Origin of the sequence: Streptomyces spinosisporus (assembly GCF_022698145.1) — a bacterium.
Classification (GTDB): domain Bacteria; phylum Actinomycetota; class Actinomycetes; order Streptomycetales; family Streptomycetaceae; genus Streptomyces; species Streptomyces spinosisporus.
The window spans coordinates 207,848-221,882 of the sequence record NZ_JALDAX010000003.1; the positions used below are offsets into that span (position 1 = coordinate 207,848).

General features: G+C 73.3%; 10 protein-coding genes. 3 read left to right on the top strand and 7 right to left on the bottom strand.

Translation table 11 applies throughout. The annotated features are described in order from the left end of the window. Window positions 1–28: 28 nt before the first annotated feature. Entirely contained in the window at window positions 29–1,699 is a 1,671-nt protein-coding gene (locus MQN93_RS09145) for a VMAP-C domain-containing protein (protein WP_242709053.1), read from the bottom strand. Further along, window positions 1,696–2,046: a CU044_2847 family protein gene (locus MQN93_RS09150; RefSeq protein ID WP_037782470.1), complete on the bottom strand. Its 351-nt coding sequence runs from the start codon at window positions 2,044–2,046 to the stop codon at window positions 1,696–1,698. Before MQN93_RS09150 ends, MQN93_RS09145 begins: the two co-directional genes overlap by 4 nt. 201 nt (window positions 2,047–2,247) lie before the next feature. On the opposite strand from MQN93_RS09150, the gene MQN93_RS09155 reads away from it, so the two are divergent. Beyond that, window positions 2,248–5,871 (top strand): S8 family serine peptidase, encoded by a 3,624-nt coding sequence (locus MQN93_RS09155; RefSeq protein ID WP_242709054.1) that lies wholly within the window; start codon window positions 2,248–2,250, stop codon window positions 5,869–5,871. On the opposite strand, the gene MQN93_RS09160 is transcribed toward MQN93_RS09155, so the two are convergent. The 3 genes from MQN93_RS09160 to MQN93_RS09170 all read right to left on the bottom strand — a co-directional run bounded on the left by MQN93_RS09160 (window position 5,846) and on the right by MQN93_RS09170 (window position 10,181). Then, on the bottom strand, window positions 5,846–7,237 hold the full coding sequence (locus MQN93_RS09160) for a carboxyl transferase domain-containing protein (RefSeq protein ID WP_242709055.1): 1,392 nt from the start codon (window positions 7,235–7,237) through the stop codon (window positions 5,846–5,848). The genes MQN93_RS09155 and MQN93_RS09160 overlap by 26 nt on opposite strands. Continuing rightward, on the bottom strand, window positions 7,230–8,696 hold the full coding sequence (locus MQN93_RS09165) for an acyl-CoA synthetase (protein WP_242709056.1): 1,467 nt from the start codon (window positions 8,694–8,696) through the stop codon (window positions 7,230–7,232). Before MQN93_RS09165 ends, MQN93_RS09160 begins: the two co-directional genes overlap by 8 nt. A gap of 84 nt (window positions 8,697–8,780) precedes the next feature. Beyond that, window positions 8,781–10,181, bottom strand: a complete 1,401-nt coding sequence (locus MQN93_RS09170) for an SLC13 family permease (RefSeq protein WP_242709057.1) — start codon at window positions 10,179–10,181, stop codon at window positions 8,781–8,783. A 224-nt stretch (window positions 10,182–10,405) separates the two neighbouring features. Here MQN93_RS09170 and MQN93_RS09175 point away from each other — a divergent pair, with 224 nt between their 5' ends. Then, on the top strand, window positions 10,406–11,140 hold the full coding sequence (locus MQN93_RS09175; protein WP_242709058.1) for a FadR/GntR family transcriptional regulator: 735 nt from the start codon (window positions 10,406–10,408) through the stop codon (window positions 11,138–11,140). 26 nt (window positions 11,141–11,166) lie between these two features. On the opposite strand, the gene MQN93_RS09180 is transcribed toward MQN93_RS09175, so the two are convergent. Continuing rightward, window positions 11,167–12,225 carry a MerR family transcriptional regulator gene (locus tag MQN93_RS09180; protein ID WP_242709059.1) on the bottom strand — a complete coding sequence of 353 codons (1,059 nt, stop codon included), beginning with the start codon at window positions 12,223–12,225 and terminating at the stop codon, window positions 11,167–11,169. Window positions 12,226–12,385: 160 nt separating this feature from the next. Between MQN93_RS09180 and MQN93_RS09185 the strand changes: the two genes are divergently transcribed. After that, window positions 12,386–13,255, top strand: coding sequence for an ATP-grasp domain-containing protein (locus MQN93_RS09185; protein ID WP_242709060.1), 870 nt, complete (start codon window positions 12,386–12,388; stop codon window positions 13,253–13,255). Here the strand turns inward: MQN93_RS09185 and MQN93_RS09190 are convergent. Next, the gene (locus MQN93_RS09190) at window positions 13,224–13,910 is read right to left on the bottom strand and encodes a TetR/AcrR family transcriptional regulator C-terminal domain-containing protein (protein ID WP_242709061.1); all 687 of its coding nucleotides are present in this window, start codon (window positions 13,908–13,910) and stop codon (window positions 13,224–13,226) included. The two genes, MQN93_RS09185 and MQN93_RS09190, sit on opposite strands and share 32 nt — an antisense overlap. Window positions 13,911–14,035: the final 125 nt, after the last annotated feature.

The window sequence follows — 14,035 nt, forward strand, 5'->3', positions numbered from 1 at the left end:
CTTCACTCCGGGGTGGGGCGGGGGCGGTTCAGGCGACGGGCGAGTGGAGCAGGGCGGCGGGCTCGGGGAAGCAGCGGGGGTCGTCCCACAGGAGCTGGACGGTGCGCGCCCAGTGCCGGTCGGGGTGCTCGTCGGCCTCGGCGGTCTCCCGCAGCTCCATGACCTCGCGCGGGAGTTCGGCGGGCGGTACGCCGGTGAGGCGGTCGGTGAGCTCGTCCAGGAACGTGGTGCCGGGGCAGGGGCCGTCGTGTGCGGGGTCGGTGCAGCCCGTGCGCGGCCACAGCAGGATCGCGACCGGGGTGTTGAGGCCGACCTCGAAGTGCGGTGGTGCTCCGGTGGGCGGGTAGGCGAAGCCGGTCAGGTCGGCGTCGTCGTCGCGCAGCCGTTTGCGCAGGCTCTGCGGCCGCTCCCCGCTGCCGCAGTCGACGCGGTGCAGCCGCGCCCCGGGGCAGGTGTCCAGCTTCTGCCACCGTTTGGCCAGCTGATGGCGCAGCCGTCCGCTGCGGTGCCGGGAGCGGTCCACGACGACCAGCGGATAGGCGCAGCCGAGCGGGGTGGGGTCGTCGGCTCCGCACTCCCAGCTCGCCACCGGCTCGTTCAGCCACTCGCGGGGCAGTACAAACGTGATCAACTCCTCGGCGCCGGGCGCGAGTTGGGTGAAGGCCTCGTCGATGCCGCGCTGGACGAAGGCGCGTACGGCGGCGCGTGGCAGCCGCCTGGAGGCGACGCGCCGGCGCTGTCCGTCGCGGTAGGCGGACACCTCGACGGTGACCTGGTCCGGGCCCGCGCCGCTGCGGTCCATCTCGACGACGATCGGCGACCACACCGGGACCGCGGCGGGCCGTGCCGGCGGGGCGTCCAGCAGTTCCTGCAGCCGGTCGGCGAACCGGGTCACCGCCTCACCGTCCTCGACCTCCCACTGCACATACCCGGCGGCCGCGCCGAGCGAGGCGAAGCCCTCCCGTGTCGGCAGTCCCGGGCCGAAGGGCCCCACAGCGTCCAGGAACACCCGGTTGGGGTCGCAGTCCAGGCCCTCCGCCACCGCCCGCCGCACCAGCGCGTGCAGCCGGCGCAGCGCGTCCCCTTCCCTGTCGGGGGTGGCGAGCAGAGCGCCGAGCTCGGGCCAGTAGCGGGCCATGACCTGCGTGGGCAGCATGCGGCCGACGCGGCCGTCCCGGGCGCCCACGACGGTCGACACCATGCCGACCACCCTGCCGTCCGCGAGGGTCACGGCCGCCCCGCTGAACCCGGGCGCCAGTGCCTGGCCATGGGCGGTCACGGCCTCCAACTGGCGCCATTCGTCGCGGACCAGGGCGCCGGGCACCGCGTGATAGCGGGCGAGCATGCCCTCGTCGTACCCCTTGGGGAAGCCGTAGGCGACCAGGGTCGGTGCGGGGTCGCCCGCGAGTTCGGCGCCGACGGGTGCGAACCGGGCGGGTTCCAGGGGCACTTCGCGGCCCAGTTCCAGCACCGCGAGGTCGCCGGGGTCGGCCGCGTCGCCCGCCCACCCGCCGAGAGCGGTCACGGTGGCCGAAAGCGGGCCGAGGCTCCGGCTGTTGGGGAAGGACACGGTCACCTCGGAGGTGGCGCTCGCCCGGACGACGTGGGCGCAGGTGAGCACGCGGCGCGCGGAGACGAGGAAGCCCGCCCCGACCTCGTTGCCGCAGACGATGCGCGCGTGCCAGGCGACGTCGGTCATGACGGACCGGCGGCCTGCGCGTCCGGCCGGGACGGTCCGGGTGACCAGCTGAGCTTCACCACCAGATGCCCCTCGGCCGCTCCCTTGGCGATGACGGCGCCCGCCTCCGCGCTGAGCTTCACCCCGAACTCCAGCTCGACCGAGTCCGGCCTGAGCGCGCCGTCCCGGAACACCCTGAGCGCGGACTCGGCGGCCGCCCGGACGCCGTCCAGCGCGCTCTCGAACGTACGGGCCGCCTGCGCCGGTCCGTCACCGCGCGACACCATCCGGGCCCCGGACTCCTCGTCCACGCCCTCCACGACGATCCGTGCGCCGTCCTCGGTCTTGAACTCCACCAGCGCGTCCAATGGGTTGTCGCTCCCCCCGTGCTCTGTGACGCAGGCAAACTCCAATGTTACGGACGGTGTTGGGCGCTGTCGCGGTTTCGGATGTGCCGTTTTCGTGAGGCTGGCGGAAAACCGCCAGGGCGCCAACCCGCCACGTCCGGCCGGCCCTCCTGCCCCACGGGCCCCGACATCCTGTGCAGCACTCGACCGAGAGAGGCATGCATGAGCAGAGGACCAGGCAGACGCAGAGCGACCCTCCTGTCGGCGGGGCTCGTGATCGCCCTGCTGCCGGCCGGTACGGCGGCGGCGGTCGCGCCCGAGAGGGCCGCACCCGATCCGGCCGCCACGCGCACCGCCACCCACACCGTGACCCTCGTCACCGGCGACAAGGTGACCGTCACCGACCTCGGCCACGGCAGGCGGACGGTGGACGTCACCCGGCCGCGCGGGGCCTCCGGTGCCGTCCGGACCCGGACGGCGAACGGGGAGATCAGTGTCGTACCGGACGAGGCACTGCCCTATCTGCGTGCCGGGACACTCGATCAACGGCTGTTCGACGTCGGTGAGTTGATACGTCAGGGGCTGGGCGACGGCAAGACCGGTGAGCTGCCGCTGATCGTGACGTACGACAAGGGCGCGAAGGTCGCCACGCCGCGGGACGTGGTGCGGACGCGGACTCTTGCGAGCGTGCGCGGGGCCGCCGTCGAGGCGGACAAGGGGCGGGGGTTCTGGCGGGCGTTCACCGCGCAGGACGGCATCGACAAGGTCTGGCTGGACGGGCGGGTCAGCGCCGACATGGCCGAGAGCAACGCCCAGATCGGCACGCGGGCGGCGTGGGACGCCGGGCTCACCGGCAAGGGGGTGACCGTCGCCGTCCTGGACTCCGGCGTCGACACCTCCCACCCCGACCTCGCGCAACGTGTCTCCGCGACCAAGAGCTTCATCGAGGGCGAGGACGTCGCCGACCGCAACGGCCATGGCACCCACGTCACTTCGACGGTCGGCGGCAGCGGGGCCGCCTCCGACGGCAAGGAGAAGGGCGTCGCCCCCGAGGCCACGCTCGCCGTCGGCAAGGTGCTCGACGACCAGGGCTCGGGCAGCGAGTCGCAGATCATCGCCGGTATGGAGTGGGCCGCCCGGGACGTGCACGCCAGGGTCGTCTCCATGAGCCTCGGGTCCACCGAGCCCAGCGACGGCACCGACCCCATGGCCCGCGCCGTCGACACCCTCTCGAAGGAGACCGGCGCCCTCTTCGTCGTCGCCGCGGGCAACACCGGCGCCCCCTCCTCCATCGGATCGCCCGGCGCCGCCGACGCCGCCCTCACCGTCGGGGCCGTCGACGCGGCCGACCAGGCCGCCTACTTCACCAGCGCCGGGCCGCGCCTCGGCGACAACGCCCTCAAGCCCGACGTCTCCGCACCGGGCGTCGACATCCTCGCCGCCAGGTCCCGACTCACCGAGGGCGAGGGCTACTACACGTCCATGAGCGGTACGTCGATGGCGACGCCCCACGTCGCCGGAGTGGCCGCCCTGCTCGCCCAGGAACACCCGGACTGGACCGGCGCGCGGCTCAAGGACGCGTTGATGTCGACGTCCGCGCGACTGGACGCGTCCGCCTATGTGCTGGGCGCGGGCCGGGTGAGCGTCCCCGATGCCGTCAAGGCGGACGTCACCGCCACCGGAAGCGCCGACCTCGGCTTCTACAGCTGGCCCTACGAGGCGAACAAGCCGGTCACCAGGACCGTCACGTACGCCAACTCCTCCGGCACGGACGTCGAGTTGAGCCTGTCCGTGGAGGGTGCCCCGGAAGGCGTGGCGACCCTCGCCGACACCACGCTCACCGTGCCCGCGCACGGGACGGCGTCGACCACCGTCACCGGGGACGGCGCGAAGGCCGCGGTGGGGAACACCAGCGGGCAGATCGTGGCGTCCGTCGCCGGGACGCCCGTCGCGCACACCGTGTTCGGGCTGGTCAAGGAGGAGGAGCGGTACACGCTCACCGTCCATGTGAAGGACCGCGCGGGAGCCGCCACCGCCGCCGACCTCGTGGTGCAGAAGCTGGCCGAGGGCGTGGACCCCGCTCCGGCGCACGTCGGCGACACCGGCACGCTGAAGCTGCGGCTGCAGCCGGGAACGTACAGCCTGACCTCCTTCCTCGACGTGCACGGCAGCCACGGCGCGGACTCGCTCGGGCTCGGCTTCCTCGCGGCGCCCGAGATCGACCTCGACCGGGACCGCGAAGTCACGCTCGACGGACGGCAGTTGCGTGAGATCGGGGCGGAGGTGCCGCGGCGCACCGAGACGCGGCAGCTGCTCATGGAGTACGACCGCGCCGCGAACGGGTCCGACCTGTTCGACGCCGTCCAGGTGCCGCTGACGTACGACAGCATCTTCGCGGCCCCGACCGGCCGCGTCACGCAGGGCGGCTTCGAGTACCGGACCGTGTGGCGGCTGGGTAAACCGCTGCTGGACGTGAAGGGCATCGGCGAGGCCGTCGTCCAGTCCGGCGGCACCCTCCTGAAGGGGCGCACCAGACTGCCGCTCGTGGACGTGGGCACGGGAGAGTTCGACGGGGCCGCCCTCAGCGGGGTCCGGGGCAAGGCCGTGCTCGCCACTCTCGCCGACGGCGCCGACCCGGTCGCCCTCGCGCAGGCCGCCCAGGACGCCGGCGCGAAGGCGCTGTTCGTCACCGACGCCACCGCCGGACGGCTCACCGCCTGGTGGGGCAACGACGACAACAGCGACCGGCCCCTGCAGATCGCCACGGTGAACACCGCCGACGCGGCACGACTGCGGGCGGCGGGACGCGTCGACATGACCGGCACCCGCAACTCGCCCTACGTCTACGACCTTTCCGAGGGGCACCGGGGCGCGGTGCCGGACCACGACCTGACCTACGAGCCCCGTGGCCGTGAACTCGCCACGCTCCACACGAAGTTCCACGCCACCAAGCCGGTCGACGGCGGCGAGTTCCGGTACTCCCTCACCGACAGCTTCCCCGTCGGCCTCGGCTTCCGGGAGCGGATCGACTACCCGGCCGAGCGCACCGACTACGTGTCCACCGGCCCCGGCCAGCTCTGGCACGAGTCGGTGACGGCCGCGAACGGCGCACTGGAGGAGCGCAGCGGGCTCGTCACCTACCGCGGCGGCTCGCACCGGACGCTGAACTGGTTCAGGCCCGTCTGGCACCCGTGGCTGGGCACCGGGCTCGGCTGGGGACAGCAGCGCAACGGGAACCAGCTGCGGTTCAACACCCCCGGCTGGGGCGACTCCGGGCCCGACCACACCGGCTTCGGTGACGTCTGGAGCACGGAGGCCGGCATGTCCCAGACCACGGAGGTGTACCGGGACGGAACCCTCGTCGACCGGAGCACCGACTCCGGCGCGTACGACTGGGAGGCACCCGCCGACGAGCACACCTACAAGGTCGTCACCGACACCGCGCTCGACGCGGACCGCTGGCGGCTGTCCACCCAGGGGCACTCCGAGTGGACCTTCCGGTCCGCGGCCACCCCCGACGACCGGTGGACCTTCCTGCCCCTGATCAACCTCGGCTTCGACGTCGGCACCGACCTCGCGGGCGACGTACGGGGCGGGAAGCGGCTGCCGGTGCGGGTCTTCGCCGAGTACGTCAAGGGCGCACCGGACACCGGAACGATCGACGACCCTGTGCTGCAGGTGTCCTACGACGACGGGGCGTCATGGCGGTCGGTGCGGCTGAAGGACGGCCACGGCACGCTGAACGTGCCGCGCGACGCCTCCTACGTCTCCCTGCGCGCCTCGGCCGCCGACGACCGCGGCGGCTCGGTGACGCAGGAGATCATCCGGGCGGTGGGGGTGAAATAGGCGGTGAGGGTGGCACGGGCGGTCGGGGCGGAACAGGTCGTACGACGCCACGGACGACCCCCAGCTCCACCAGGTCCTGCGGACGGATGCGCAGTTCGTCCGCCGTGTCCTCGACCCGGGTGGGCGGCCGCTTGAGGATGGCGGCCGCCATTTCCGGGGCGATGACGGAGAAGTAACTGTCCGGCGTGGCATAGGTGTTGCCGGGAGCGGCGAGCGCCAGTGCCCCGCCGGACCCGCCCTCGCCGACGACGAGGGTGGTGACCGGGGTGCGGGCGGCCGCCACCGCGCCGAACACCTCCGCGATCGCGGCGCCGGCGCCCTGCCGCTCCGCCTCCGCGTCGTTGGCCGCGCCCGGTGTGTCCACCAGCGTCAGCACCGGGATGCCGAGCCGGTCGGCGAGCCGGATCAGCCGGGCGGCGGCGCGGTAGCCGGCGGGCCGGGTCGCGGTCCCGGTCTGGGCGGCGTAGGCGACGGTGCGGCCCTCGTGCTCGCCGAAGCCGCAGAGCATGCCGTCGGGGTCGGTGCCGCCGCAGCGGTCACCGGAGATCGCCGTACGACGGGTGAAGTAGGCGTCCAAGTAGGCCTGGGCCCGCGGGCGTTCGGGGGAGCGGGCCCGCTGGACCGCTTGCCAGCCGGTGGCGGGCAGGTCGCCCGCGCCGAGGGCCGCGGGGACGGGCGCCCCGGCCGCCGGTGAGGTCAGCAGCCGTAGCCAGGTCCCCAGCGTGGTGCGCAGTTCGGCCGTCTCCACCACCGCGTCCGCGGACCCGGCCGCGACCTGTGCCTCGGCCGTGTACGCCGTAGGGTCCGCGTCCGGCGGCCGGACCCGGGAGCCCGCGAAGCCGACCTGGGCGCCGGGCAGCGCGAGGATCACGTCGGCCCCCGCGCCGAGCGTGGCCCAGCCGCCGCCCGTCGTCGGGTCCCGCACCACCGCGATCTGTGGCAGCCCGGCCTCCCGGGTGAGCGCCGACTGCCGTGCCACGCGCTGGAGTTGGGTCAGCGCGAGCATGCCCTCCTGCATCCGGCTGCCACCGGTGGCGACCAGCGGGACGACCGGCAGACGGTGTTCGCGGGCATGGATGTACGCCGACTCCAGCCGGTCGCCGGTGCGTTCGCCGAGCGAGCCGCCGAGGAAGCCGAACTCGAAGGCGATCAGCACGGCCGGGGTGCCCGCGACGCTCGCGGTGCCGCACACCACGGACTCCTGTTCGCCGGTCCGTTCGGCGGCGCGGGCGCGGGAGGCGTCGTAGCCCTGCCAGCCGAGGGGCCCGTCGGGCTCGGACTTCCGTTCCGGGTACGGGAGTTCGCGGAAGGTATCCTCGTCGGCGACGAGGGCGAGGAACGCGCGGGCCGAGAGGCGGTCAGTCACGGGTCAGCGCCCGCTTCATGATCTTCCCCATGTCGTTGCGGGGGAGCGCGGTCAGATGGTGCACGACGCGGGGCCGCTTGTGCGGGGCGAGGCGGCGGGCGACATGGTCCGCCAACTCCTCGACGCCGGGCGGGGAGTCCGGGTCCGCCGGGACGACCCAGGCCACGATCCGCTCGCCCAGGTCGGCGTCCGGCTCCCCGGTCACCGCCGCCTCCCGCACCGCCGGATGCTCCAGCAGGGCGTTCTCGATCTCACCGGCCCCGATCTTGTAACCCCCGCTCTTGATCAGGTCGGTGGCCTTGCGGCCGACGATACGGACATAGCCGTCCGGGTCACGGACCGCCATGTCGCCGGTGCGGAACCAGCCGTCCGCGGTGAACGCGTCCCGCGTGGCGTCGGGCCGGTTCAGATAGCCGGTGAACAGATTGGGGCCGCGCACCTGGATCTCGCCCACCGTCTCGCCGTCGTACGCGGCGACGGCCGACCCGTCCTCCTCCACGAGCCGCAGCTCGACGCCGGGCAGCGGGACGCCGACCGTCCCCGCGCGCGCCTCACCGTCGGCCCGCACGCTGGTGTTCATCAGCGTCTCCGTCATGCCATACCGCTCGACGACCCGCCGCCCGGTCGCGGCCGCGATCCGCTCGTGGTCGTGCACGGGCAGGGCCGCGGAGCCGGAGACCAGCAGCCGGGCCCCGCCGAGCGCCTTGGCCAACTCCGGTTCCGCCGGGAGCGCCTCGGCGATGCGGTGGTACATCGTCGGGACGCCGAAGAGCATGGTCGCGCCGTCGTTCAGCTCGCGCGCCACGCCCTGCGTGGTGAACCGGCCCAGATGCCGCACGGAGCCGCCGCGCCGGAGCGGGCCCAGGATGCCGAGGACCAGGCCGTGCACATGGAACAGCGGCAGCCCGTGCACCAGCACGTCGTCGCCGGTCCACTGCCAGGCGTCCGCGAGCGCGTCCAGGGTGGTGGCGACGGCGCGGCGGGGGATGACGGCGCCCTTGGGCGGGCCGGTGGTGCCGGAGGTGTAGACGATCAGGGCGGGGTCCTCGTCGCCGGCGGAGGCATCGGGCGTGGTGGGGGCGGCGGGTGCGGCGCTCGTCGTGCCGTGCACCTCGATGTCGATGCGCGGCAAGTCCCGTACGGGAGCGGGCAGTTCGGCACCCGGCGCCGCCAGCACCGCGGACGGCGCGCTGTCCGACAGGATGTGCCCGAGCTCCTTCTCGCCCGACTTCGGGTTGAGCGGCACCGCGGCGACCCCGGCCTCCAGCGCCGCCACGACGGCCACCGCGGTCTCCAGCTCCACGGTCGCCCAGACGGCGACTCTTCCGCTGCCCGGGATCCGGTCCGCCAGGGCGCCGGTCGCGGCGGCGAGCTCCGCGTACGTCAGGGACCGGTCGCCGAACCGCAGGGCGGGGCGCCGGGCCGGGCCGCCGGTCAGGGCAGGGAAGAGAGAGGACACGCGTCGTACTCCTTAGCTGTTCCTTGGTGTTCCTTGGTGTTCCGTGGTGTTCCTTGGCTGTTCGACGGTTGCCGCCCGTCGGTCCTACCCGAAGCCGGGCACGACCATCACCAGCCACACCACCGCGGGCACCGCTGCCACCACGATCCCTCCATAGACCATCAACTGCCTCAAGAAACGCTCGCGGTCCACGTCCGGTGCCGCGGCCAGGACGAGCGCGCCGTTCGTCGAGAACGGGCTCACGTCCACCACGGTCGCCGACACCGCGAGCGCCGCCACCATCCCTACGGCCCCGATCTCGCCCTGCGCGAGGAACGGCACCGCCAGCGGGATCAGCGCACCCATGATCCCCACGGAGGAGGCGAACGCCGACACGATCGCGCCGATGTAGCACAGCAGGACCGCGGCCAGCAGCGGGACGCCGATGCCGCCCACGCCCTCGCCCGCCCACTTGATGGTGCCCATCTCCTCCAGCACGCCGACGTAGGTGAGGACACCGCAGATCAGCAGGACCGTCGACCAGGCGATCTGGCCGACCGCCCGCCGGCTGTCCTCGGGCCAGGCGGTGCTGAGCACGACCGCGAGCGTGATCGCCGTCAGACCCGCGTCGAGGTCCAGGGCGAGAACGGCGACGACCAGGGCGACCAGGGCGGTGAGGGTGGCGATCCGGGCCGGGGTGAGGCGGATGACGCCGGCGGTCTCGGAGTGGGTGGCGACGGCGGTGGCGGTCGGCGAGGCTACGGTGCCAGTTCCCGTGCCCGTGCCGGTGCCGGTTCCCGTGCCGGTTCCCGTGTCCGTGCCGGTGTTGGTCTCGGGGGCGCCGGGCGCGTCCTCCGCGGCCCTGCTCCCGGTCGCCTCCTCCGGCGCGACCGCCCCCTGCTTCCACAGCTTGAGGCCGCCGAACAGGACGAACACCACGGCCGCGATGACCAGGTTGGTGAACAGTGAGGCGAGGAAGAGGGCGATCTCGTTGCCGGGCAGCTTCTCGCGCTCGACGATGCCGTTGACGATCGTGCCGTAGATGCTGATCGGCGAGAAGCCGCCCGCCTGGGCGCCGTGCACCACCATCACGCCCATCAGCAGCGGGCTGATGCCGTGCCGGACGGCGAAGCTCAGGGCGATCGGTGCGACGATCGCCACCGCGGCCGGGCTGACCGCCCCGATCGCGGTGAGCGCGCCGGTGAGGGCGAACATCACCCACGGGATCAGCGCCACCCGCCCGCGCACCAGCCGGATCGAGGCCTGCACCAGCCAGTCCGTGGTGCCGTTGGCCCGGGCGATCGCGAACAGATAGGTGACGCCGACCAGGACGACGAACAGATCGCCCGGGAAGCCGGCGAAGATGCCGTCCGCGTCGAGGTCGGCGACGAGCTCACCGACGCCGAAGGCGGCGGCGAAGGCGAGCGCGCCCATGTTCACGGAGCGGGTGGTGGCGATGACGAACACCACCACGAGGACAAGGATCGAAATGAGTTCGGAGGACATACGGGCTCCCGTCGTTGGGTCCCTGTCGAGCGGTCGGGGAGTGGGGGGGCGGAGCATATGCCCGAGTGGTCAATTGGCTGAACCACTTCAGATGCGGGTTCGGGGTGTTGGCTGGTTAGCGTGCGGGCGTACGCGGGGTGCGTCAAGGGGTCGCGCAGAAAATTGGTTCAGCCACTCGGCCAATCAGAGGCACGGTGTTAGTCTCCCGACGAGAGGGGGAGCCCGTGACCGACGCCCTGCGCCCCATGACCAAGCAGCGCCTCTACGAGCAGGTGCTCGACCGGTTGCGCCAGTACGTCACCGAGAGCGGCCTGCGGGCCGGCGACCGACTCCCGCCCGAGCGCGACCTGGCCCAGCGGCTCGGTGTCAGCCGGGCCTCGGTGAAGCAGGCGATCGTGGTCCTGGAGGTCCAGGGCCTGGTCGAGGCGCGGCACGGCGGCGGCACCTATCTGGTCCGCGACAGCCTCGACGTCGAGCCCATGGAGAAGATGGTCGAGCGCCGGCGCCGGCTGCCCGACGTGCTCGACGCCCGCGAGGCTTTGGAGACCAAGCTGGCCGAACTGGCCGCCGAGCGCCGCACCGACGAGGACCTCGACGCGATGCGGCAGGCCCTCGACCACATGGCGGGGGAGATGCGCGAGGGCGGGCACGGCGTCGAGGGGGACCGCCGGTTCCACGCGGCGGTGACCGCGGCCGCGCACAGCAGCCTGCTCGCCGAGTTCATGCGCTCCATCTCCGACCAGATCGCCGAGAGCCGCACCGAGTCCTTGCGCCAGCCCGGCCGCCCCACCCGGTCCCTGGCCCAGCACCGGGCCATCCTCGACGCCATCGCCGACCGGCGCCCCACCCGGGCGGCGGCCGCCATGCGCCGCCATGTCCGTACGGTGGCGAAGGTGCGGTTGCTGGACTGGGAGCCGGAGACCGAGCCGGAGGCGGAAGGCGAGCCCGAGGCGCCGTAGGGCCCGTCGAAAAGGCACGCCCCGGGTCAGCCGCCCGTCTCCACCACGTCCGCCACCACGCAGCTCACGTTGTCCGGGCCGCCCGCGTCGTTCGCCTCGGCGATCAGGGTGCGGGTCGCCTCGTCGGGGCTCGCGGCAGACGTGAGGACGGTGCGGATGCGGGCGTCGGGGACGACACCGCACAGGCCGTCGGAGCACAGGAGGTAGCGGTCGCCGGGGGCCGCGTCGTGCAGGCGCAGTTCCGGCGCGGCGGTGCCGAGGGCCTTGAGGAGCAGGGTGCGTTGGGGGTGGGCGGTGGCCTCCTCCGGGGTCAGCCGGCCCTCGTCGATCATCGACTGGACCATCGTGTGGTCGTGCGTGATGCGGAACAGCGCCCCCTCGCGCAGCAGATAGGCACGGGAGTCGCCGATGTGCACCAGCGCGAGCCGGGAGCCCGTCCACAGCAGGGCCGTCAGGGTCGTGCCGTCGTCGCGCGAACCGTCCGTCGCGTCCCGTACCGCTTCGGTCGCGCCCCGTACGACGTCCTCAAGGACGTTCAGCACGTCACCGGCCGGCAGCTCCTCGGTCTCCAGGACCCGCAGCGCCTCGACCGCCGCGCTGCTCGCGGGCGCGCCCGCCGGACCGTACCCGTCGGCGACCGCGAGCAGCCGAGCGCCCGCGTAGGCCGTGTCCTGGTTGGCGGGGCGGACCCGGCCGCGGTCCGAGTGGGCGAAGTAACGCAGTTCCAGCATGGTGGTGTCCTTCCTCGGGATGTCCGTCAGGTGGTCCACGAGGAACGCGGCGAGGTCCCGCCGTGCCGCCGTCTCGGCCTCGACCTGCCTCCAGTACGCGCGGATCTCGTGGGCAGCGTCCGCCGGAGCGAGGGCGCAGACCTCACGGATGCGGGACAGCGGCATGCCCAGCCGCCGCAGCCAGGCCACCAGCCGGGCCCGCTCCAGCTGCGCCGCCGCGTAGTAGCGGTAGCCGGAGTGCGGGTCCACATGGGCCGGGCGCAGCAGGTCCAGCTCGTCGTACAGACGCAGCGCCTTCGGTGACAGACGGCAGGCCCGTGCGAAGGCGCCGATCGTCAGCATGTCCTTGGGCATCCGGCAGTCCTCCCCGTGTTCCAGGCACCGATGCTGGGCCTTCACCGAAGGGGAAGGTCAATTCGGTTGCCTCGGTTGCGGGCGGTCCGGTTAGCCTGCGAGGCGATCCGCCGCCGTAGGACGTATCCGCCGCCGTAGGACGTACGAACTGGAGACCGTCGTGCCCCGAGTCGCCCTCGCCACCTACGACCCCGGACCGCAACCCAGCAAGGACCGCGACCTTCCGGGGCTGGTGCGGGCGCTGCGGGAGGCCGGGGCCGAGGCGGTCGCCGTGCCCTGGGACGACCCCGGCACCGACTGGAGCGCCTTCGACCTGGTCGTCATCCGGTCGACCTGGGACTACAGCTGGCGGGCGGAGGAGTTCGTGGCCTGGGCGCGGAAGGTCGCCGGGCTCACCCGGCTCGCCAACCCGGCCGAGGTCGTGCGCTGGAACACCGACAAGCGCTACCTCGGCGATCTGGCCGCGGCGGGCGTGCCCGTCGTGCCGACCCGGTATCTCGCACCCGGCGACACCCCCGACCTGCCCGGCGACCACGAGTACGTCGTCAAGCCGGCCTCGGGCGCGGGCGCCCGCTACGCCGCCCGCTACACGCCGGACGACCACGACACGGCGCTACGGCACCTCGCGCGCATGCACGACGAGGGGCTGACCGCGATGGTGCAGCCGTATCTGACCGGCATCGACGTCGGCGGGGAGCGGGCGCTGCAGTTCTTCGGCGGGCGGTTCCTGCACGCCGGGCGCAAGGGTGCCGTGCTGGCGCCGGGCACCGCGTACGACGCCGCCAAGGTGGCCCACCCGGACCTGGTGCCGTGGACGCCCGCCCCGGCCGAACTCGCCCTCGCGGAGCAGGCGTTGGCCGCCGTGCCGGACGCGCCCGAGCTGCTGTACGCGCGCGTGGACGTGGTCGACGGGGAGGACGGGCAGCCGGTGCTGATGGAGCTGGAGCTCGTCGAGCCGAACCTGTTCCTCGATTTGCACCCGGGGTCGCGGGCCGTGGTCAGGGACGCGATTCTGGCGGCGGCGCGGTAGCCGAGTCCGTCGTGTCCGAGGTGTCCCTGGCGCCTGTGTGCAGGGTGCGCAGGCCCGCCACGACGATCGACAGGGCGTAGCCGAAGTCGTCGTCCGGGGAGGCGGCGGACGCGTGCCGTTCGTGCATCGAGCGGGCCATGAAGGGGAACGGGAAGTCCGCGGCGTCGAGGACGGCCCGCTCGGCCTCCGGGTCGGGCCGGGTCTGCTCCTCGACCACGCGGCCGACGAGGAAGTGGATCGACGCCCCGGCCGCGCGGGAGGCGTCGGCCAGGCTGAAGCCCGCCTCGTGGAGGACCTGGGTGATGCGCTCGGCGTGCAGACCGAGTGCGTGGGCCCGGCGCAGATCGGCCCCTGAGGCGACCGAGGCGCCGTCCCGGTGCGCGAGCAGGGCGCGGCGCAGACCGCCGAGGATCTCCTCCAGCCACTCCCACCAGGGCTGACCGGGAGCCGGGCGGTCCAGGCGTGCTGCGGCGGGCGCCAGCATCGCGTCCGTCATCTGGTCCAGCAGGGCGCGCTTGTTGGCGAAGTGCCAGTACAACGCGGGGGCCTGGACGCCGAGTTCGCGGGCCAGCCGGCGCACGGTGAGCTTTTCCAGGCCCTCGGCGTCGAGCAGTCGCAGGGCGGTGCGTGCCGCGTGGTCCCTGTCGATGGCCAAGCGATTGTGGTCCTTCCCCGAGGCGGGCGACGGCTGGTCGCCCTGCTCGCGTGCGGTGTCCGCTTTCCGATGCCGCTGCTTGACAGCTTAACAAGTTAAGGGAAGCGTTGAGGGTGCGCTTAACT

Coding starts and splice junctions, on each gene's coding strand:
- MQN93_RS09145 (WP_242709053.1), bottom strand. CDS start 1,699: ATGACCGACGTCGCCTGGCACGCGCGCATCGTCTGCGGCAACGAGGTC.
- MQN93_RS09155 (WP_242709054.1), top strand. CDS start 2,248: ATGAGCAGAGGACCAGGCAGACGCAGAGCGACCCTCCTGTCGGCGGGG.
- MQN93_RS09170 (WP_242709057.1), bottom strand. CDS start 10,181: ATGTCCTCCGAACTCATTTCGATCCTTGTCCTCGTGGTGGTGTTCGTC.
- MQN93_RS09180 (WP_242709059.1), bottom strand. CDS start 12,225: ATGCCCAAGGACATGCTGACGATCGGCGCCTTCGCACGGGCCTGCCGT.